Annotated in this window: 22 protein-coding genes; 10 read left to right on the top strand and 12 right to left on the bottom strand. The window is 57.1% G+C overall.

The genetic code is table 11. The features are described 5' to 3' along the window. Positions 1-46 precede the first annotated feature (46 nt). From HF650_RS18645 to HF650_RS18625, 5 genes are all read right to left on the bottom strand, one after another. Positions 47-1,054, bottom strand: a complete 1,008-nt coding sequence (locus HF650_RS18645) for a LacI family DNA-binding transcriptional regulator (protein WP_187799869.1) — start codon at positions 1,052-1,054, stop codon at positions 47-49. Between the two features lie 29 nt (positions 1,055-1,083). Continuing rightward, positions 1,084-2,493, bottom strand: a complete 1,410-nt coding sequence (locus HF650_RS18640; RefSeq protein ID WP_187799868.1) for a sucrose-6-phosphate hydrolase — start codon at positions 2,491-2,493, stop codon at positions 1,084-1,086. Further along, positions 2,493-3,863, bottom strand: a complete 1,371-nt coding sequence (locus HF650_RS18635) for a sucrose-specific PTS transporter subunit IIBC (RefSeq protein WP_187799867.1) — start codon at positions 3,861-3,863, stop codon at positions 2,493-2,495. Before HF650_RS18635 ends, HF650_RS18640 begins: the two co-directional genes overlap by 1 nt. A 64-nt stretch (positions 3,864-3,927) precedes the next feature. Next, positions 3,928-5,445 (bottom strand): carbohydrate porin, encoded by a 1,518-nt coding sequence (locus HF650_RS18630; protein WP_187802759.1) that lies wholly within the window; start codon positions 5,443-5,445, stop codon positions 3,928-3,930. A gap of 164 nt (positions 5,446-5,609) precedes the next feature. Next, positions 5,610-6,536, bottom strand: a complete 927-nt coding sequence (locus HF650_RS18625; protein ID WP_187799866.1) for an aminoimidazole riboside kinase — start codon at positions 6,534-6,536, stop codon at positions 5,610-5,612. 206 nt (positions 6,537-6,742) lie between these two features. Here HF650_RS18625 and HF650_RS18620 point away from each other — a divergent pair, with 206 nt between their 5' ends. The 5 genes from HF650_RS18620 (at position 6,743) to HF650_RS18600 (ending at position 11,788) form a co-directional block, all read left to right on the top strand. Beyond that, positions 6,743-7,132 (top strand): DUF3592 domain-containing protein, encoded by a 390-nt coding sequence (locus tag HF650_RS18620; RefSeq protein WP_187799865.1) that lies wholly within the window; start codon positions 6,743-6,745, stop codon positions 7,130-7,132. A gap of 41 nt (positions 7,133-7,173) precedes the next feature. Beyond that, entirely contained in the window at positions 7,174-7,563 is a 390-nt protein-coding gene (locus HF650_RS18615) for a DUF3592 domain-containing protein (RefSeq protein WP_187799864.1), read from the top strand. 230 nt (positions 7,564-7,793) lie between these two features. After that, positions 7,794-8,882: an ABC transporter substrate-binding protein gene (locus HF650_RS18610; protein ID WP_023480653.1), complete on the top strand. Its 1,089-nt coding sequence runs from the start codon at positions 7,794-7,796 to the stop codon at positions 8,880-8,882. 73 nt (positions 8,883-8,955) lie between these two features. After that, positions 8,956-10,725: an iron ABC transporter permease gene (locus tag HF650_RS18605; protein WP_054803948.1), complete on the top strand. Its 1,770-nt coding sequence runs from the start codon at positions 8,956-8,958 to the stop codon at positions 10,723-10,725. Continuing rightward, positions 10,718-11,788, top strand: a complete 1,071-nt coding sequence (locus HF650_RS18600) for an ABC transporter ATP-binding protein (protein WP_187799863.1) — start codon at positions 10,718-10,720, stop codon at positions 11,786-11,788. The genes HF650_RS18605 and HF650_RS18600 overlap by 8 nt, the downstream gene beginning before the upstream one ends. Positions 11,789-11,791: 3 nt before the next feature. Here HF650_RS18600 and HF650_RS18595 read toward each other — a convergent pair whose 3' ends face one another. Genes HF650_RS18595 through HF650_RS18580 form a run of 4 tightly spaced genes read right to left on the bottom strand, consistent with a single transcriptional unit; the run spans position 11,792 to position 14,768 of the window. Beyond that, positions 11,792-12,424: an NrsF family protein gene (locus HF650_RS18595; RefSeq protein ID WP_187799862.1), complete on the bottom strand. Its 633-nt coding sequence runs from the start codon at positions 12,422-12,424 to the stop codon at positions 11,792-11,794. Further along, positions 12,411-12,959, bottom strand: a complete 549-nt coding sequence (locus tag HF650_RS18590; RefSeq protein WP_187802758.1) for a sigma-70 family RNA polymerase sigma factor — start codon at positions 12,957-12,959, stop codon at positions 12,411-12,413. The genes HF650_RS18595 and HF650_RS18590 overlap by 14 nt, the downstream gene beginning before the upstream one ends. An 8-nt stretch (positions 12,960-12,967) precedes the next feature. Continuing rightward, entirely contained in the window at positions 12,968-14,188 is a 1,221-nt protein-coding gene (locus HF650_RS18585) for a cytochrome c biogenesis protein CcdA (RefSeq protein WP_187799861.1), read from the bottom strand. A 28-nt stretch (positions 14,189-14,216) separates the two neighbouring features. Then, the gene (locus HF650_RS18580) at positions 14,217-14,768 is read right to left on the bottom strand and encodes a peroxiredoxin (protein ID WP_187799860.1); all 552 of its coding nucleotides are present in this window, start codon (positions 14,766-14,768) and stop codon (positions 14,217-14,219) included. A gap of 216 nt (positions 14,769-14,984) precedes the next feature. Between HF650_RS18580 and HF650_RS18575 the strand changes: the two genes are divergently transcribed. Together HF650_RS18575 and HF650_RS18570 are read left to right on the top strand one after the other, a co-directional pair. Then, positions 14,985-16,643: an SgrR family transcriptional regulator gene (locus HF650_RS18575; RefSeq protein ID WP_187799859.1), complete on the top strand. Its 1,659-nt coding sequence runs from the start codon at positions 14,985-14,987 to the stop codon at positions 16,641-16,643. A 520-nt stretch (positions 16,644-17,163) separates the two neighbouring features. Then, positions 17,164-17,385, top strand: coding sequence for a hypothetical protein (locus HF650_RS18570; protein WP_187799858.1), 222 nt, complete (start codon positions 17,164-17,166; stop codon positions 17,383-17,385). 110 nt (positions 17,386-17,495) lie between these two features. Here the strand turns inward: HF650_RS18570 and flgN are convergent, their stop codons facing one another. The 3 genes from flgN to flgA form a co-directional block, all read right to left on the bottom strand. After that, the gene (gene flgN / locus HF650_RS18565; protein WP_187799857.1) at positions 17,496-17,939 is read right to left on the bottom strand and encodes a flagellar export chaperone FlgN; all 444 of its coding nucleotides are present in this window, start codon (positions 17,937-17,939) and stop codon (positions 17,496-17,498) included. A gap of 18 nt (positions 17,940-17,957) precedes the next feature. Next, positions 17,958-18,254, bottom strand: a complete 297-nt coding sequence (flgM, locus tag HF650_RS18560) for a flagellar biosynthesis anti-sigma factor FlgM (protein WP_187799856.1) — start codon at positions 18,252-18,254, stop codon at positions 17,958-17,960. 71 nt (positions 18,255-18,325) lie between these two features. Beyond that, positions 18,326-19,030: a flagellar basal body P-ring formation chaperone FlgA gene (flgA, locus tag HF650_RS18555; RefSeq protein WP_187799855.1), complete on the bottom strand. Its 705-nt coding sequence runs from the start codon at positions 19,028-19,030 to the stop codon at positions 18,326-18,328. Positions 19,031-19,310: 280 nt separating this feature from the next. Here flgA and flgB point away from each other — a divergent pair, with 280 nt between their 5' ends. The 3 genes from flgB to HF650_RS18540 are packed head-to-tail and all read left to right on the top strand — an operon-like array spanning position 19,311 to position 20,873. Next, complete coding sequence (flgB, locus tag HF650_RS18550; RefSeq protein ID WP_187799854.1) at positions 19,311-19,724, top strand: flagellar basal body rod protein FlgB; 414 nt, start codon at positions 19,311-19,313, stop codon at positions 19,722-19,724. An 8-nt stretch (positions 19,725-19,732) separates the two neighbouring features. After that, a complete protein-coding gene (flgC, locus tag HF650_RS18545; RefSeq protein ID WP_187799853.1) occupies positions 19,733-20,137 on the top strand; it encodes a flagellar basal body rod protein FlgC in 405 nt (134 codons plus the stop codon). A gap of 10 nt (positions 20,138-20,147) precedes the next feature. After that, positions 20,148-20,873, top strand: a complete 726-nt coding sequence (locus HF650_RS18540; RefSeq protein WP_187799852.1) for a flagellar hook capping FlgD N-terminal domain-containing protein — start codon at positions 20,148-20,150, stop codon at positions 20,871-20,873. The last annotated feature ends 23 nt before the right edge of the window (positions 20,874-20,896 follow it).

The raw sequence follows: 20,896 nt of genomic DNA, 5'->3' as shown, positions 1-20,896 counted from the left end.
AATGCAGCACGGCATATTTATGCCGTGCTGCATAATAAATGCGTGATTAAGGATGACGCCAGCGCAGCGTGGCGGGCAGAATGCGCTGTGGCGTGGCTGGTTCGTTACCCTCCACCAGTTGCGTGATGATCTCGAAACAGTCCTGCGCCAGGCGTGGGATATTCTGCTCGACGGTATCGATGGGCAGCGAGAGCGAATCATAGAGATAGTGATCGTCAAAGCTGGCGATGTGGATATCGCTCTCCAGTAGGTGATGCTGGCTCATATAACGCAGCACCCCTTCCAGCAGCCCGCAGGCGGCGGTAAACAGCGCTTTCGGCGGGCGGCCGAGGCGCGCGCAGAGGGCGGCAAACATCTCATACCCGCTGCTGGGGTGATAGTTACCGTGAATGATCCACTCCGGGCGCGGCGTGACGCCAGCGCGCTCAAGCCCCTGCATAAAGCCTGCAAGACGATCTTTGGTCGGCGATAAGCGTGGCTGGCCGCCAAGAAAATAGATCTCGTCCGGGTTGGCGCGGGCCAGGCGCTCGACCAGCTCGGCGGTGGGGGTCAGGGAGTCGGTGATCACCAGCGGCAACTGGGTGTCGCTGATATGGCGGTCAAAGAGCACCACCGGCAGCTGTTCGCTCAGTTTGACGTAGTCAGCGTCATTCAACATGCTGGAGGCGACAATCAGGCCATCGACCTGGCGCGACACCAGGTTATTTACCACCACGGTCTCCTGGCTGGCGTTTTCATCGGTACAGGAGATAAGCAGCTGAAGACCCGCTTCGCGACAGAGGTTTTCCAGCTCGTGAGAGAAGACGGCGAAACCATAGTTGATGATCTCCGGCACCACCAGCCCCAGCGTATGGCTGCGGTTTTCGCGCAGCAAGCGCGCGTAAATACTGGGCTGATAGTGGTGCTGCTGGGCAATCGCCTGCACGCGCTCGCGCGTCTCCTGGGCGACGCGCAGCTCTTTGCCGCGGCCGTTAAGCACCAGGCTGGCGGTGGCTTTTGACACCCCCGCCAGCGCGGCAATATCACTGATGGTAACGCGTTTAGGTTTTCTCACGGTTTTGCATCGCTCAAAGAAACAAGCGCTTATTCTACCATGCAAGCACGTAACGACCAGTAGCGCGCCCGCACTTCTGCCTCACCCGTAAGCGTTAAGCGCGCAGGCTGCTGCGGGAAGTAGCGGCTGCTCATCACCCCTTCGCCATCATTGATAAAGATCTCGACGCTTGAGCGGTCGCAGAGGATTTGCAACCTGTGCGCCGCGCCTTGCCAGTAGCGGTAGAGCCACTCGCCGCTCTCAAAACTTCTGCGCGCGAGGCGCAATTCACTCTGCCGCCACTCAAGGATCAGCGTGTCGGCGAAATTCAGCGTGAGATCGCCTGCGCTCTCGACAATCAGCTCCAGCGACGCGGCATCCAGCGCGGGCAGTGCGTCTGCCTGGCCGTTGAAGGTCTGCTCTTCGCCGCGCAGCGCCTGTAACTCGACGACCGGTTGCTGATAAAGCTTGCCGTTGCGCGAAGTCAATTCGCGCAGGCAGGTCATCTGGTGGATCCAGCCGTCGGCGACGGTGGGTTGGCGCATCTCTTCCCCGTCCGGCACGCCCATCCAGCCGACCAGTAAACGGCGGCCATCTTCGCTTTGCGTGGTTTGCGGCGCGTAGAACTCAAACCCGGCGTCCAGCTCGTGAAACTCGCCGTGGCGGAACTGCGCGTTGTCGTAATCCAGCTCGCCGCTGAGGTAAGCGCTCGGGTGGGTGTTGAGCCAGCGCTTCTCATCGCGCGTAATCCCTTGTGGGCAGCAGATCAGATAGGTGCTGTCGCCGAGGGCGAAGAGATCCGGGCACTCCCACATATAGCCCGCATCGGCCAGGCCGTTCAGGCCGCTGCCAGCGATCTCGCCGAGGTTCTGCCAGTTCCACAGATTTTCCGAGCGCAGCAGCAGCACTTTGCCCTGCAAGGTGAGATCCTGTGCGCCGAGCACCATGTACCAATAGTCGCCGTGTCGCCACACTTTCGGGTCGCGCACATGGCCGGTGTAACCGTTTGGCAGCGGGATCGCCGGGCCGAGCTTATCGAAGCCGCCGTCCCGGTTCTGCACCGCCAGACACTGCCAGGCGGTGCGCGTGCCGTCGTCAAACTTGACGTTGCCGGTGTAGCAGAGCGTCAGCACGCCGTCGTTATCCACCGCGCTACCGGAGTAGCAGCCGCTGCGGTCATACTCTTCATCCGGCATCAGCGCGATCGGCTCATGTTGCCAGTGGAGTAAATCCGCTGAACTCCAGTGCCCCCAGCACTTGTGGTTGTGCTGGCAGCCCAGCGCGTTCCATTGATAAAAAAGATGGTAACGGCCGCCCAACTGGATAAATCCATTGGGATCGTTGAGCAGCCCGGTGACCGGCGCCAGATGCCAGCTCGGGTAGAAGGGGTCGCTCAGCGCTTTCGGCTGGCCTTTCATTACCGCCTGTAAAATGGCGGGCAGCAGAGAGTCAGATGCCATTATTCCGCGTCCGTTTTGTATTTCAGCAAGAAGGAGAGAATGAAGGCGACGCTAAATGCGATAGCCATACCGATAATATAGTTAACCAGCGAGCTGGCCTGCACAATCGCCAGACCCGGCAGCCCGGTCAACCCCACCGCCGTCATATAGACATGCATCGATACCACCCACGCGCCGCCAACCGCACCGCCAATTAACCCGGCAATAAACGGCTTCATAAAGCGCAGGTTGATACCAAAGATCGCCGCTTCGGTAATGCCGAGCATCGCCGAGAAGGCCGAGGGCAGGGTAATGGCTTTGATTTTGGCATCTTTGGTTTTAAACCATACCGCCAGGCAGGCACCGCCCTGCGCAAAGTTGGCCATCGCCCAGATTGGCAGCAGGAAGTTGACGCCAATCGACGGGTTACCGAGCAGCCCGGCCTCAATGGCGTGGAAGCTGTGATGCACGCCGGTAATCACAATCACCGAGTAGAGCCCACCAAACAGCAGCCCCGCCAGCCAGCCCGCGTGAGCAATCAGAGTACTGAGCACAAAGGAGATACCGTCGCCCAGCGCGCGACCCGCCGGGCCGATAATCAGCATGGCGATAAAACCGGAGATAATCACCGTCAGGAAGGGGGTAAGGATCAGATCCAGCGCGTCCGGGATCACCCGGCGCAGCTGTTTTTCCAGCATGCTCATAAACCACACCGCCAGCAGCACCGGGAAGACCGTTCCCTGGTAGCCGATCATCGCCACTTCGATGCCGAAGAAGTTCATGGTGTGGAAGCCCGCCGCCACGCCCCAGGCGTTGGTCAGCGCCGGGTGGGTAAGGATGCCGCCGAGCGTTGCGCCGAGATAGGGGTTGCCGCCAAACTCGCGCGCGGCGGTAAAGCCAATCAGGATCGGCAGGATGATAAACGCCGCCGAGCTGAACATGTCGAGCATGATATAGAGCGCGTTATCCGGGTTGACCCAGCCGTAGGTTTTCACCATCCCCAGCAGGCCCATCAGCAGGCCCGACGCAACAATTGCCGGAATGATCGGCACAAAGATGTTCGACAGCAAACGGGCGATGCGCTGGAACGGGTTCAGCTTGCGCGCGGCGATATCCGCGGCTTCCGATTTGCTCGACTCGCTGATCCCCGCCTCGGCAATAAACGCGGCGTAGACTTTGTTCACCACCCCGGTGCCGAAGATGACTTGTAACTGCCCGGCGTTACGAAAACAGCCTTTCACACCGTCAATTTTGCCAATCGCGGCGGTGTCCGCTTTCGCGTCGTCCACCAGTACCAGCCGCAGGCGCGTCGCACAGTGCGCGGCGCTGGCGATATTCTCTTTGCCGCCGAGCAAGGGCAGCAGCGAGCGGGAAATTTGTGCAAAATCCATAACAACCTCTGTCTTGTTTTTAGGCTTTCAGGCTACGCAAACGGCCCCCGCAGGGGCCGCGCTATCAGAACCAGGTTTCCATCTGTACGCCGAAGTTCCACTCGCCGCCGGCCTTGAAGCCAGCGCTGCCGAAGGCGTCATCCCCGGCGTAGTTATCCAGCCGGTGATCCCAGTCCATCCAGGTGGCAAACAGGCGGATTTCCGGGCGTTTCAGGAATTCGCCGACATCGCTCGCTTTCAGCGTCGGCGCAACGGTCAGTTTGTAGAAGCTACCGCTCACGTTATTGCGGCTGTTGTACCCTTCCGGGCGCAGATCCATGTACTGATAGGTCCCTTCATACTGCATTTCAAAGTTTTCCGTCAGCCCCTGAATCAGGCGCACGTTGGCGGTCGCCCACTGGTAGCTGTCGCCTTTGACGTAACGATCTTTACTGCTCTGCGCCAGCACCGCCGGGGCGATATGCCAGCCGCCGCCGAGCGGCGTAATGCCGTAGCTCGCCAGGCGCCAGGTATCAGCCTGTGACAGCAGCGCGCCGTCGGAGCCGATGGCTTTCACTTCCGCACCGAGGCCGTGACCGTAGAGCAGCGCGGTTTTTGCTGACCCTTCACGCAGGCCGTAGAAGCTGTCGTTATGCAGGCCGAGCAGGGCGTGAACGCCGTTATCCGCCGCGTCGCTCTTCACTTTGTTGCCTTCCAGATCGAGGCGGTCGTCATTATCCTTCGCGCGCATGCCGCTGACCATCAGCTGCAGTGGGCCGTAGTAGTTGTTCAGGGAGAGGATGTAGTTCTGCGCGCTGTTTTCACTGTTTTCGATATCGCCAAAGGTGCGGCCATAGAGGGAGAGGTTGCTGCGTGCCTCGTCGCTCCACTTCATGTCGTACACCCCGGCACCGGTCCCGGCGAGGAACACCACATCGGAGTCGATCCAGTGGATATCGAAGTTATCGCGGTCGAAGCGTTTCCCGGCCCAGACGGTGGAGTCTTTGAACGCGCCGGTAAAGCTCGGCAGATGGCCGATCTCCGTAAAGGCCTGGCGCAGGTTGAGATCGCTACTGGAGGCGGTCCAGTCGTTATAGGTGCGCTGGCCGTCGGCGAGCATCACTTTGAATCGGGTGGTCGCGCCGTTGGCGAGGGTCTGTTTATGTTCGAGGTTCATCTCGACATAGGTATCCGGTTCGTTACCCAGACGACCGACGTGGCCGCCGGTCTCACCGGCTGGCGTCACGGTTGGGCCGCCCTGAGTTTTGCTCGCCGAGTCGCTCATCAGCAGGCCGGAGCGGGCATAGCCGTGGAACTCAAAGCCGCCTTCATCGCTGGCTTTCTGCTCCAGTTTGGCGGTGCGCTGCTCAACTTGCGTGGTAGTGGTGTCGGTTTTTTGTTGTGCGGCCGCCAACTGCTGGGCCTGTTTTTCCGCAGCCTGCGCGCGGCTTTCGGCGGCATTAGCGCGCTGTTCAGCGGCCTGTAAGCGCTGCTCGAGTGCGGCAAGACGTGCTTCAATGCTGCTCATGCTCGGGTCGGCGGCCTGTGCCGCTCCCGCGCTGAGAATAAGACCAAGGGCTATGGCGAGCGTGCTTTTTTTCATCATTTTGCATCCCTAAGGAAGAGCCATCATCACAGAGTTATTTTTGCTAAACCGGTTTAGGTGTCGAATCATAATCGCGCATAATTTCAGGACGCAATGAAATTAGCTAAACCGGTTTAGTGAATGTGAGACGGCTCGCAAAACGAGACGTAAGCCCGCAGGCGTCAGGCGAGTTGCTCCTCAAGCTGGTGGCGCCAGGGCAGGGCAGTCATCGCCCCTTTAGCGGTGGTTGCCAGCGCGCCGCAAATCTGCGCGCTCGCCAGCCGCGCGGCCAGCTGCGGTTCGCTATCGGGCAGGCCGTGCTGCGCCAGCCCCCACAGCAGGCCGGCGACAAAGGCGTCGCCCGCGCCGGTGGTATCGACGCTTATCACCGGCAGCGTCGGGTAGTGGTAGCACTTGCCGTTCAGGCAGGCTTTCACCCCGGCTTTGCCCTGGGTGACCAGCAGCAGGGTGATGCCATAACGCGAAGCCAGTTCGGGCAGGCTCACCTCCTCAGCAGGTGCGTCGGCGATAAAGGCCAGCTCCTCTTCCGAGAGTTTCACCACATCTGCCAGCACCAGCGCGCGCTCGATGCAGTGGCGAAGCTGCGCGCTGTCGGCCCATAAATCGTGGCGAATATTGGGGTCGAAGCTGACAAACCCGCCCGCGCCGCGCACCCGCTCCATGGCGCTGAAGGTGGTGGAGCGCGACGGCTCTGCCGCCAGCGCAATGGAGCAGCAGTGCAGCCATTCACCGCGGGCAAACGGCGGCAGATCCGCTTCAGCGAGGAACAGGTCGGCGCTCGGGCGCACCATAAAGGTAAATGAGCGCTCACCCTCTTCATCCAGCGCCACTACTACGGTGGAGGTGCGGTGCTGCGCATCGGCGCGCATCCAGGCGGTGTCGACCTGCTCTTTCGCCAGCGTCTGGCGCATAAAGTGACCGAAGGGATCGTCGCCGACGCGACCAATAAAACCGCTATTGCCCTGCAGGCGCGCAATGCCGACCGCCACATTGGCCGGTGCGCCGCCGGGGCACTGCATCAGGCAGGCGTCGCCTTGCGGTAACAGATCCACCACGGCGTCACCCAGACACCAGACTCGAGCTGACATACTTTTCTCCCGATAATGAGTATCGCTAAACATTAACTAAACCGGTTTAGCTGTTCAACTATGATGGACGTTTTATTACGTGATCAAGTCAAGAAAGGGGAGAAAAGGAATTTGACGGGATTCCGGCTGATATCGTTTATGATTAACCTCAGCCCGTTTGCAGGTTTCTGCGGCTTTGATAAATGCTGTTTACGAGGAGAAGTTATATGGAATTTCATTGGATATATCTGATCTTTCTCTTCTCTTTTCTGTTTATGGTATTTGTACTGAAAGATATTTACGCCTCCTTTGGCTCCTATATTCGCCAGATGATTGTTGAGGCCAAAGTCTGGAAAACGGGTATTGCGGTGAATGCTGATATCATCGCCCGCAGCCGGACAGGATTATTTGATGCCAATATTCCCGTTTATCGATTGACGTTCAAATTTACAACCCTTGAAGGTGTTGAAGTTGAGTCCACTTTACGGCGTTCGCTTGATGCCGAAGGCGTTATGCGTTACGCCCCGGGCAACGGCGCGACACTGAAATACGATCCGAAAAATCCAAAGCGCATTGCGATGGATGATAAGGACAGGCCACTGATTTTAGGTGATTAAAAAACAGTAACGCCTCTGGCGATAGAAGTTGAGAAAAGAGCATGTCGTTTGACTGGATCTATCTGGCCTATCTTTTTTTCTTCTGTATGGCTATCGGTATGCTTCGCTTAGCCTGGTCAATGGTCATGCCCGGCATTCGCCAGTACCGGATGGAGTCTGCGGTGCGCAAAACGGGCATTGGCGTGAATGCGGATATCATTCATCGCCGCAAAACCGATCTTATTGATGGCGAAATGCCGGTTTATCAGCTGACCTTCGCATTCACTACCCAGCAAGGTGTTGAAGTCCGGGCGACTCTGGAGAGGCCGCTAGATATGGATGGCTTTGCGCGTTACGCGCCTGGAAACAGCGTGGCGCTGAAATATGATCCGCAAAATCCGCAGCGCATCGCCCTCTATCCGAACGATCGCCCCCTTATCCTCGGCGAGTAATTTGTTAAAAAGCGTAAACAACTTTTGGCTCTGTGGCCCGCCATTTTTCATCCTGAGCAAAACGCCGTTCTGAATAAAATGTCGCTAACTGTCGGTAAAATAACGGCGTTATCGGCTTAAATCGCGTCAATGTCACAAAACCCGCAAAAAAGACCCCATTGCGTTGCATCAGGGGGTTAAGGCGCTATATGTTAAATTTGTGTTTACAAAATGATAAATAGGGGTTGTTCATGGAGATGAAAAAAAGCGTACTGGCGGGCGTAGTAGCGGCTCTCTTTTCCTCTGCCGCTCTCGCAGCTGTCCCTGCAGGCTACCCGGCGGATTATCAGAAAATCGTCGATGCCGGCACCAAAGAGGGCAAAGTGGTGGTCTACTCAACGACCGACACCAAAGCCGCTGGCCCGCTGATCAAAGGGTTTGAAGCGCAATATCCCGGTATCAAAGTTGAATATAACGATATGAACAGCACCGAGCTGTATAACCGTTATCTTAGCGAGCAGGCTTCCGGCGGCGGCAGCGGCGATGTGGTCTGGAGTTCGTCGATGGATACCGCGCTGAAGCTGGCAACGGAGTACGCCGATGAGTATGCCTCCCCTGAACAGAGCAAACTGCCGAAATGGGCGGTCTGGAAAAACAAAGCCTATGGCACCACCTACGAGCCGGTGGTCTTTATCTACAACAAACGCCTGATCCCGCAGGGTGATGTCCCGGATTCCCACACTGCGCTGGCGAAGCTGATTGCCAGCCAGACCGATAAGTTCAAGAGCAAAGTGACCACCTACGATATCGAAAAATCGGGGCTCGGTTTTATGCTCGCCGTTGAAGACAGCAAACACGATAAAGAGTATTTCACCCACCTTGCGGATATCGCCAAAGGCGGCCTGACGGTGCAATCCTCCACCGGCACCATGATGGAGCGCGTCTCCTCCGGTGAAAACCTGGTCGGCTACAACATCCTCGGCTCCTATGCCGAAGCGCGCGCGAAAGCGGATAAATCGTTAGGCGTCTCCTACCCGAAAGATTACGTGCTGGTGCTGTCACGCGTCTCCTTTATCAGCGCCGAAGCGGAGCACAGCAACGCGGCGAAGTTGTGGTTTGACTATGTGCTTTCCGAGAAAGGGCAGAGCATTCTGGCAAGCCAGGCAGATATCCCCTCCCTGCGTAACGATATTGAAGGCAGCAACGATATCGACGGCATGACCAAACTGCTCGGCGACGCGCTGAAACCGATCCCGGTTGATGAGTCGCTGCTTGAGTACCTGGAGCCGAAAAAGCGTCTCGAATTTATTAAACAGTGGCGCACCGCCGCCGGGAAATAGAGGCGTTGCCGGTTGTGTGTGGCGCTGTCCGCACACAACCCTCTCTCACATCTTCTGACCACAGGGATTTTCTATGAATATCGTGCGCAGAAAATGGCAAGGGCTACCGCGCGGCGTAACGGTCCTGATTACCGCCCTGGTGATCTACGTTCCGTTATTATTTATCGTCGTACAGAGTTTTCTTTCAGCGCCTTTCTTCTCCCGCAGTAAGGAGCTGAGCCTCGAATCCTTCGCCTTTATCTTCACCGACCCCGATTTTTACCTCGCCTTAAAGTCCGGCTTTATTCTCGCCTTCGGGCTGGTGTTTATTGCCATTCCGCTCGGTGGCATTCTCGCCTTCTTGATGGTGCGTACCGACCTGCCGGGGCGGCGCTTTATTGAGCCGCTGATCCTGGTGCCCATTTTCGTCTCGCCAATGGTGCTTGGCTTTGGCTATGTCGTCTCTGCCGGGCCGGTGGGCTTTTTGTCACAGTGGGCGCAGCAGCTGCTGGGGTTTGTGCCGTGGAACATCTACTCGATGTTCAGCATTGTGGTTATCGCCGGGCTGACGCACGTCCCGCATGCTTATCTCTATATCTCGTCGGCGCTGCGCAGCGTCGGCTCTGATGTCGAGGAGGCCGCGCGCACGGTGGGCGCGTCGCCTTTACAGGTGATGACCTCCGTCAGCCTGCCGATGGTGCGCCCGTCGATTCTTTACGCCTGCGTACTGCTCTTTTTCCTCGGGCTGGAGGTGTTCGGCCTGATGCTGGTACTCGGCGATCCCGAAGGCAACATGGTGCTGGCGACCTATCTCTATAAATTGACCAACAAGCTCGGCACGCCTTCTTATCACCTGATGGCCGCCGTGGCGGTGGTGCTGATCTGCATCACCATTCCGCTGGTGATGCTGCAACGCCGCTTAATGCGCACCGCGAACCGCTTTGTCACCATGAAAGGCAAAGCGTCGCAGGCGCGCGCGCTGCCGCTGGGCAAATGGCGCTGGGTAGCCGGTGCGGTGGTGGTGGCGTGGCTGACGGTCACTATCGGCGTGCCGCTGCTCGGCGTGGTGCTGCGCGCCTTTATCTCCCATTGGGGAGTTGGCGTTCCGCTGTGGGATAACGTCTCGCTGGAGACCTTCCGTAATATCTGGCAGCAGCCGAACTTGCTGCGCGCGATCGTTAACTCGATGGCGATTGGCGTTTTCGGCGGCGCGCTGGCGGTGATCTGCTATCTGTTTGTCGGCATCGCCATGCACCGTAAGCAGGATAATGTCACCCGGTTCCTCGACTACAGCGTGCTGGTTCCGCGCGCGGTGCCGGGGCTGCTCGCCGGTCTGGCCTTTTTATGGGTCTTCCTCTTCTTACCAATGTGGCTCGATCAATCCCTGAAAAACGGCTGGCTGTCCGGGCTGCCGGTCTCGGAGTGGCTGCGCGATAACCTGATTGTCTGGCTGCGCTCGCTGCGCAACACCATCTTCAGCGTCTGGCTGGCCTACACCGTAGTGTGGATGGCTTATGGCCTGCGCCTTATCTCTTCAACGCTGCTACAAGTCGGGCCGGAGCTGGAAGAGGCGGCGCGCAGCACTGGCGCAACACCGGGGCAGGTGACTCGCCATGTGACGGTGCCGCTGTCGCGCTATGGCCTGATCGGCTCCTGGCTGCTGATGTTTTTGATCTTTGAGCGCGAATACTCCACCGGGGTGTATCTGCTCTCGCCCGGCACGGAAACCATCGGCTCGATGCTGGTGTCGCTGTGGGCGGCGGGCGCTATTGATATTGTCGCGGCCCTCTCGTTTATCAATATTTTGCTGGTGGTCATCGGTCTTGGTGTGGCCCTGCGTTTTGGAGTGAAATTACATGATTGAGCTAACGGTAGAGAACTTACACCTGACCTACGGCGACAACCCGGTGTTAAAGGGCGTGTCGATGGATCTCAAACGTGGCGAAGTGGTCTCCCTGCTTGGCCCTTCCGGCAGCGGAAAAACCACGCTGCTGCGCGCCGTCGCCGGGCTGGAGAAGCCCACTCAGGGGCGCATCACCATTGGCAAAAATGTGGTTTACGACGGCACACCGCGCAGCGAAGTGCCGGCGGAGGAGCGTAACCTCGGGCTGGTGTTCCAGTCCTACGCCCTGTGGCCGCACAAAACCGTGTTTGAGAATGTCGCCTACCCGCTAAAACTGCGCAAAATCTCCACTCAAGAGATTAGCCAGCGGGTGCAGAGCGTGCTCGATCAGCTTGGCCTCGGCGCGCTCGGCCAGCGCCACCCGCACCAGCTTTCGGGCGGCCAGCAGCAGCGTGTCGCCATTGGCCGCGCGCTGGTCTATAACCCGCCGGTGATCCTGCTTGATGAACCGCTCTCCAACCTCGACGCCAAGCTGCGCGAAGAGGCACGCGTCTTCCTTCGCGAGTTGATCGTCAAGCTCGGGCTGTCGGCGCTGATGGTGACCCACGATCAGAATGAGGCGATGGCGATTTCCGATCGCATTCTGCTGCTCAACAATGGGGTGATTGAGCAGCAGGGCACGCCGCAGGAGATGTACAGCAAGCCTTCCACACTCTTTACCGCCGAGTTTATGGGCAGCAACAACCGCCTGCATGGCAAGGTGACGGAACTCTCCAATGGGCGGGCCCGCATTGAAGGCGCGCAGTGGGCGCTGTGGGGCGTGGCCGGTCCGGGCGTGAGCGTCGGGCAGGAAGCGACGGCGGTGATCCGCGTGGAGAGCCTGCGGCTAACCGAGACGCCGCAGGACAACTCGCTGGATCTGCCGATGCTCACCAGCATGTATCTTGGCGACCGCTGGGAGTACCTCTTCCGCACGCCGGTCGATGATTATGTGGTGCGCGTCTATGGCACGCAGCCGCGGGGAGCGCAAAACTACCGCGTAGTGCTGCCTGCCGATCAGCTGTGGATCTTCCCGAAAAAGTGACGGCTACGGCAGGGAAACCCAGCGGTAACCGAGCACAATGGTGAGCAGCACAATGGTACTCACCGCGGCGATATGCATTAGCAGATCCGCCGCGCTAATGTGCGTCGGGTGGCAGAGCGAGAGCAGGGAGAGCGCCATACAGGCGACCCCTGCACCCGCGGCGCCAAGGCTGCGGGTGGGAAAGAGCGTGCGGGTGCGGCGCAGGTAACCGACCACTATTGCCCCCATTGGCACGCTCACCGCCAGCATAAAGAGGTAGCAGTTTGGCCCTTCGATCCCGCCGCTTGCCGGAGCGCGATGCAGGTGCAGATTCAAAAACGTTGTTGCCAGCCAGAGGCTGACCAGCGGCACAAACCAGCCCCAGCCGAGCGGGCGCTGCCCGGCAATACTGAGCAGAAAGGCGTTGCGGATCGCCAGTGTGCCGGTGGCAAAGGTGAGCAGCAGTTGCAGCATCGCCCACGCAGCGCCTGCGTGCGACCAGTCGGTCGGCGTTCGGTTTAGCAGCAGGCTGACTATCACCCCGCACGGCAGCGCCAGCGCCAGCCAGCTTGCCACCCGCCAGCCGCTGGGCCATGGCCGTTTTACCGGCTCTGCCGAACGGCCAAGTTTCTCAATTAACCACTCATGATCGGCCATGAAGGGCTCCTAACCGACGAAGATTATTCAGGGCGCGATGCAGCAGCGATTTGACGGCGGAGACCGTCAGATTGTGCCGCGTCGCGGTTTCAGCAAGACTCATTTCGCGCAGGTGAAAATGCTCAATTACCTCCCGTTGGCGCGCCGGGAGGTGGGCGAGCAGCGCCGCCAGCTCCTCCTCGTGCAGAGTGGGTGAGCTGGCAACCAGCTCCGGTAGCAGTTCATCCGCGACTTCACGCTGTTGATGACGGCCGCGTTTTCGCAGCGCATCCACTGTGCGGGCATGGGCAATCGCCATCAGCCACGGTAAAAAGGGCGCAGCGGGATCGTAGGTGTGGCGAACCCGGTGCAGGGTCAGCAGCACATCCTGAATCACATCCTCGACCAGCTCGTCATCGGCTACCTGCTTACGCGCAAGCGTGCGGATAACCGGCACCAGCGCTTTGAGCAGGCGGGTATAGGCCTGGCTGTCACCTTCCTGCGCCAGAAGCATCAGGTGCGGCCACTCTTCCCGCGCTGCCTCCTCTTTTTCCATCATCCGCCTTAGGTTTTTTTGCCACTCGCTGCGTTCAGGGCATTGACCACAATCGCGGGGGTTAAGACCTGCGGCAGAATAGTCGGCGCGCCGCCATCCGCCGGGTAGACAACATAGAGTGGCAGGCTACCCTGGCCGAGCTCGTTGAGCGCATCATCAATATCGGCGTTAAATTTCGTCGAGTCCGCCACCATATAGAGCGTGCCACTCTTCGCCAGCGCCGTTTTAACCGCCTGAGTTGAGAGCGAGGTCTTCTCATTCACCTGGCAAGTAATGCACCAGGAGGCGGTGAAGTTAACGAAGATCGCTTTTCCGTGCCCGCGATTCTCCGCCACTTTTTGCGGCGACCAGCTGGTCTCCTCAACCTGCGAAGAGGCGAGCATCGCGCCGTTGTTCACTACCGTTGGTAGAGGCGCGATAGCGGCGACTATCAGCAGTGCGGTAGCAGCGAACAACCCTTTATGACCACGTCCGGCGAAGCGGCGCTGCTGCGCCATGCCATAGAGCCAGGCGGCGAAGCTCATCACCACCGAGGCGGCAATGATTGCTGCCAGCGCCGTGTTGCCTGCCTGCTGCGCCAGCACCCACACCAGCCAGCCAAATGCGCCAAACATCGGAAAGGCCAGCCCGCGTTTCAGGGTATTCATCCACGCGCCGGGGCGCGGCAGCCATTTACCGAGGGCGGGGAAGAGCGAAATCAGGCTAAACGGTGCGGCAAAGCCGAGCGCAAGGGCGAAGAAGATTGCCAGCGCGACGGCGGGGGGCTGCACCAGCGCATAGCCAATTGCCCCTGCCATAAACGGCGCAGCGCAGGGCGTGGCGACAATAATAGAGAGTGCGCCGGTCAGCGCCGCACGGATAAACGCCCCGCGTTCAACGCGGATCTCCCCGGCCCGCTGCACGGAGAGGCCCACTTCAAACACGCCGAGCAGGTTGAGCGCTGCCGCCAGCACAATCAGCGCCAGCGCGGCGATAACCAGTGGCGATTGCAACTGAAAACCCCAGCCCACGGCGCTGCCGCCGGCGCGCAGCGCAAGCAGGATCCCGGCGAGGATCAGCATGGTCGCCACCGTACCGAGCAAAAATCCCAGCCCTTCGCGGCGGGTTTGCCTGAGATCCCCGGTATGGCGCAGCAGGCCGAGCGCTTTCAGTGAGATAATCGGAAATACGCAGGGCATAAAGTTGAGAATAATGCCGCCTACAAAGGCGGCGAGCATGGCGGTTAACATAGTGATTCTCTGCCGGAAAAAGGGTTAGTTACGAATGATCTTTCGCATACTGTTTCACCGCGTCCATCGTTTTCTGGATATGCGTTTCCGGGTTTCTGTCAGTGTAGCTCAACAGGATCTTGCCATCCGGCGCGATAACGTAAGAGGTGCGATCGGAAAGGGTTTTGCCCTTCATTTCCATCAGCGTGTCGTATTGCGCGGCCACTTTCGCGCCCGGATCGGCGGCAACGGTAAATTTGTCGCGGCACTCCTCTTTAGAGAAGGCATCCACCTGATCGGTATTACCGGCGGTAACGCCAATCACCGTCGCGCCAAGCTTTTTAAAATCATCTGTCGCTTCGGCAAAGGCGTGGGCTTCAATGGTGCACCCTTTACTGAATGCTGCCGGGAAGAAGTAGAGCACCACCGGCCCTTTTTGCAGCGCCTGTTTCAGTGAAAAGGTGAGCGGTTTTCCCGCCAGCGCACCCTGAAGCTGGAAATCGGGTGCCTGCGAACCGGTAGGTAACGCCGCCTGGGCGCTGGCAATATTCAGCAAAGCTGCGGCAGAGAGGCTCAAAAAGAGTTTTTTCATCGGGGTCATCGTGCGCTCCAGGTTAACGTTAAGTGTGCGTTCATCTACAGTTCGCTGGTACAGAGGAAAAGGTTTCGCGGGCAGTGAAAAAAAAGTGAAAAATCTCATTGAATGCCGCAGCGGGCGGGCGGAATCATAAGATTTATCTAATATGCTATATTCACTACTGCACTCTCCATCGTATCGAATCCCCTGATGTCAGCTGTTTATCATGGTGAATAACCAATGGTTTATTACTCCGCTATTGAGAAGGGTAGCCTGCTGCGCCGTTATAACCGGCTACTTTCGAAATACAGTACGCACCGACATGAGTTATCGCTGGCGCAAATCGCCGACACCTTAGCCTGCACGGCGCGCTATGCCCGCTCTCTGCTGCAGGAGATGCAGGAGGAGGGGTGGCTTATCTGGCGCTCTCGTCCGGGGCGCGGCGCACTCGGCATGCTGCAGTGCCAGATGAGCGTGGCGGCGCTGGAGAATATGATCGGCATTAACGCGCCTGCGACAGAGGCGAAAAGCGTGCCGGCAAAAGGGGGAAGCTGTTACTCCAATGACGGCTTTCACTACCACATCTCTTTCTACCGCCCGCTACAGGCTCCTGTTCCCTCTATTCATACCGATCGTGCCGGCCGGCATATTTTACAAATGGTTCATGCGGGTCTGACCCGCCATCTGCCGGAGCAGGCTGAACCGGTTCCCTGTCTCGCCCATACTATTCGGGTCAGCGAAGATGGGTTGAGCTGGCACTTTATGCTGCGTCGCGGGCTGGTGTGGCACAACGGCGAGCCGCTTGCGCCTGTGCAGCTTCAGACCATTTTGCAACGTTATGCGGGCGGGCCGGGTTTACCCCACGTGACGGATGTCATCGTGCAGGATTATGTGCTGATCATGCACCTTAACCAGCCCGATGCGATGCTGCTTTACCGGCTGGCAAGCCCGGTCTATGCCCTGTCACACCCGGAAAACGGCGTCGTTGGTCTTGGTCCTTTTCAGCTTGGCAGCCACTCAGATGCGCAGATGATCCTCACCCGCGCGCCAGGCTGGCACGGTGAAATGCCGCAAGCGAGCGAAATTGTCTACAATACGCCGCTCGCCGCGACACCCTCTCCGGCACTGGTGCGCCTCGATACGCCCCGCTCACAGCTGGCCCCTGAACCGATGATAGTCCGTGAAAGTAGCGATGCGTTTTACTATGTCACCTTTAATCAACGGCGTGGTCGATTGAACCTGGCCCAGCAGGCGCTGATTCGCCAGATTGCTTACTCGCTCGCCCGTGCGCTGATGGAGCGTGAAGAGACGCTGGCACCGCTACCGGCGTGGTTACAGCCGCCACAAGAGGAGCCAGCTCAGGCGCTGCTGCCCGCGACCATTAATATCACCTACTTTCGATCCACTGAGATGAAAAAACTGCTGGATGAGCTGGTAAAAAGCCTGCGCTACCGCGGCTGTACGGTAAACACTAACCCGATTAGTGTCTCACACTGGCTTTTGCCCAATCAGCGCTGGGAAGAGGAGGATCTCTGTCTCGGCTTTTTGCGCTTCGATCAGCATGAAGCCTTCAGCCTGGAGGAGCGCTATCGGCACAGCGAGATGTGGACCTGGTTTTGGGGGCATGGTCAGTGGCTGCGCGGGGTGCAGTTGCTGGATCGCATTAATGCCGGACCAGCGGAGCGCCACAGTGCGCGCGTCCGGCGGCTGATGCACTTTCTCCAGACCCGCTACCTGGTTGCCCCCCTGTTTGCCCAGCGCTACCGCCTCTCTACGCCCGTCTGCATCAAAAATATTGCGTGTTATGCGCAGGCCTGGCCCGATTACAGCCGGATCTGGACCGATGAACGTGAGGAGGAGGGAGGAACGACGCTGAATAAAGAGGTGGAGGGCGAATGACTTAAAAAATAGATATCCTGTAACCGATGCGCAGTAAGCCTAATAACCTGCTTAACCAGGCGAGGCCTGCTACTTAGCAACGCGGTAGCGCTTACGTCTATTTACATAGCTATTGGCTTGATAGTGCTTCTTTGCCTGGCAGACTCTTATCCATTCATTCCGCCGTGCCAGATATTCACCGTTTTGATCTTTAATTAATTGAAAAACAGCCAAAAAAAAGCCACCCGAAGGTGGCTATCGAAAAGAGTGGTTATTCATCACATATGACGGCTCACTACTGAGAATAGATGTCAGTAATAGAGACCGATCACCGACCTTCCCGGCATAAGGCAACTGGAAAAATGGGCCTTTTCGAGAGGGAATTTTCACAGAGCCATCATTTCGTATTACCGGTAAAACGTCATGATGCAGTGCGTGAAGCCATTTTCGTCATTTCATCCAATCAGGTAAACAGCCTTTTTTTGTTTTGTTTCATCAAATTTATAGAAAAAGGTTTTCGGCACTTTTCACGGGTAAAAGTGTGGCAATTAATCTTCTGCAACCGCGTGGCATTACACTATTTTTAACCGGAAAAATGGGATCAAAAGCCAGGCTTTTATGTTTTCCTGCGCGAAAGGGATCTTTGCAGCCAACTTTTCAAGAAGCATTTGCAAACCTCTTGCGTGGCAAAAGAGCACAAAATCTTAAGTGGCGTAAAAAAGGCGTTGCAATTTCTGTCATACAAACCAGAGAAAGCGTGTAGAAGAGCATGCTGGCTTACGTGAACCGGGAATGAAAAAAGGCGATGTTCATTCCCGGAGTAAGCAGAGAGGCGAGCGCCAGTAAAGCGTTGCGTGGGTAAAGTGCAGGGCGCTATACGGAGATGCGATAGACATTGCCGGAACCATCATTACTGTGATTGCCGCTCTGCCCGTAGAGTTGCGTCGTTGACGTCGCCCGGCTGACGATCTGCTTAACGTCGTTGATCTTTTTCATATGTATCTCCAGCAGCTGATAATTCTTCTGGTTCAGCTCGCTCGATTTTTTTACCACATAGGTAATGCCTCTCCACAGCGCCGCCAGCTGCGGTTTGTGAACATAAGGGGAGGTGACCTTCTGCTGATTCTCCTCCTGCTTGCGCTGCTCATCATAAAAATTGATGGCGGCAAGCAGACGGCTTTTATTATCGGAGATAATTTGCAGCGAAATCGGGTTAATCTGCGCCCGGCTTAGCTGGCCGTTCTCTTCGACCAGCGTACTTTCAAGCTCCTCCAGCAGGCCGGTGAGTTTTTTCAATATTACGGATAAATTTTCCATCTTTACTATTCGTCAGGGTTATGAGAACTGAAAGATGTCGCGGACCAGCGCGCTGGCAATCTTGTCGCTATCCAGCGTTAACTCGCCTGCTTCCATCTTCGCTTTAACTTCAGCAACGCGTGCGGTGTCGATATCACGGCTACTGTCAGTTTTGAATTGCTGCATTAGCTGGCTCAGCTTGACCTGGGTACCATTTGCCCGGGCGTCAGAAGCCGCCGCTGTGCCCATATCGTCATACTTTGCTCGCGGCTCACCCTGCTGCTGCGCGGTGGTTGCCTGGATTGCGCGTGCTTGACTCGTGCGTTCAATATTCATAAGTGTCCTGGTGATATCTTTTATGTGTGGCCCGTAATAAAGATATCGGCCCAGGCAAAATAAAACTGAAATCAGTTATCCATCTTGATGCTTACTCTCCCTTCCGCCACCGCGGTTGCCGCCACCACGCGACCACTGCGCGTCTGTAGCCGTACCCGTTCGTTTCGCGCCGCATTATTCAGCGCCTTACCTTTGGCATGAATCAAAAAACCGTCGCCGGGGGCGACAATCTCCACCTCCTGATTGGCTACCACCAGCCAGCGCTGGCGCAGCTGATTTTCCGTCAGCGGCTGACCGGGGCGCAGAGTGCGCGTCGGCGTCCGGCCAACGATCTGGTTGGCATCGAGCAGCAGCCCGGCGGGCAGCTTATCCAGCTCGCCGCTGAGCGGCTGAATATCACCCGGACTGATGGTTTGCCCCGGTTTAAGCAGGCGCGCCGCAATCCAGTAGCGCCCGCTGGCGCTGACATTTATCTGAATAAAGTGCTGTTTTCTGCCGCACCTGGCGATCACGCTGCGGTTCCCCGTTATACGTACGGGGTGACCGGAAAGGCGTAAGTCGGGTTTTTCACAGAGCAGGGCAAGTTTAGTGGTGGGAGTAAGCAGGCGAATGCGCAAACGCGGCGCACTCTCCTCTGCCCCGTGATGGCCGGCGGCCAGCAGTTTGGCAATTCTCGATTCAAGCAGCGCAGTATGCGCGCTGGCTGGCTGGGCGGTAAGCGAGAGTGCGCCGCAGAGTAGCAGCAGGCAAAGCGGCCTTAATAGCGTGTACAGCATTTAGAACAACCTTATAAATAAATTGAGAAAGGTAGATATCGCCATTTCTTTAATTGTAATTGAGGACGTTAATTTGTTTATCTCGTAAATGCGTGCAGTTCTGTTTGTATATTGCCGATTTGCTGTTTCAGAGTATGTATAAAAGACCGGTTTAGAAATCTGTACGCGTAATGAAGTATTTAAATGCGCTTATTTCTGTCAGATGTTTAAGGTATAGATTTATTAGGTTGTCTCTTAGACTATGCTCCGTAATCAATTAGTGAAGCAGGCGAGTCATTTCATGTTTGATAAACTTGATAATGAATTGCGTTTCCAGCAGCAGGCATTAAGTCTAATGTCGCGGCGGCAGGATATTTTAGCCTCCAATATCGCGAATGCCGACACGCCGGGCTACCAGGCACGAGACATTGATTTTTCAAAAGAGTTGAAAAATGCGATGGCGCAGGAGACGCGAAATAATCACCCATTAACATTAGCTCTAACATCTGGGAAACATATTCCTGGCGTTGCGCCGAAAGTCAACGATCAACCATTACTTTACCGCATTCCGGATCAGCCAAGCGCGGATGGTAATACCGTCGATATGGACCGCGAGCGCGTTAATTTTGCAGACAACAATGTTAAGTATCAGTCGAGTTTAACCATTCTCGGCGCTCAAATTAAAGGTTTAATGAGCGTCATTAACCAGGGTTAATAATTTTCATGTCGCTGTTTAGTATTTTCGATATTTCCGGGTCGGCAATGACCGCCCAGTCAAAACGACTTAACGTCAGCGCCAGTAATATGGCAAATGCCGACAGTATTGCCGGGCCGGATGGCAAACCCTATCGCGCCCGTCAGGTTATTTTCAATGTCGATAACACCCCCGGGCAAGAGATTGGCGGCGTGAAGGTCAGCGGCGTGACGGAATCTGAGGCGCCCGATCGTCTGGTGTATGAACCGGCTAATCCGCTGGCGGATGAGCAAGGCTATGTACATATGCCAAACGTCGATGTGGTGGGTGAAATGGTCAACACCATTTCGGCATCCCGCAGCTACCAGGCCAACGTCGAAGTGATGAACTCGGCGAAAAGCCTGATGCTGAAAACCCTGACGCTGGGTCAGTAAGGAGAAGACGATGGCAGTTTCACCGCTTATGACGCAAAGCGCCGCGACGACGAGAAGTACGTCATCCACGGCCTCCACCAGCTCAAATACCACGACCACCAGCACGACCTCAGGCACCGGCTCCAGCGCAGATGAGTTGCTGGACAGCTTTATGACGCTGCTGGTCGCGCAGATGCAGAACCAGGATCCGACCGATCCGATGGATAACAACGATCTGACCGCTCAGCTGGCGCAGTTCAACACGGCGGCGGGCGTTGAGCAGCTCAACACCACCATGAACAGCATGGGTACGCTGGTCGCCAGTATGCAGCAGATGAACTCCGCTGATTGGGTAGGGCGCGACATCATGATTGAGGGCGATCCAAAGGTCTCCACAGCGACCGAGGGCAACCAGAAAGTGGGGCTTTCGCTGGATAGCGACGCGGATGAAGTCACCGTCACCCTCACCGATGCGGCCGGTAACGCCTACAACGCGAAGCTGAAGAGTGTCGAAGCAGGCGTGCATGAGTACACGCTGGATGACTTTGACGATTTCCAGCCGAGCGACCCGCGTACCCAGGCGGACACCAGCTTTACGGTGTCGTTTACCGCCACCAATGCCGATGGCAGCGCGCCAGCCATTACCGCGCTGAAACCGGCAAAAGTGCAGAGCGTCTCCTTCACCAGTTCAGGTGCCGTGCTGCAACTGGGCGTCAATGGTACCGCGTCGCTCAGCGAAGTTTATCTCATTGAATAATTTATCATTCAGCGTTGCGCATT

Source organism: Kosakonia sp. SMBL-WEM22, assembly GCF_014490785.1.
Classification (GTDB): domain Bacteria; phylum Pseudomonadota; class Gammaproteobacteria; order Enterobacterales; family Enterobacteriaceae; genus Kosakonia.
The sequence above is the reverse complement of the archived record's forward strand: the minus strand, read 5'-3'. Positions and strand labels throughout refer to the sequence as shown.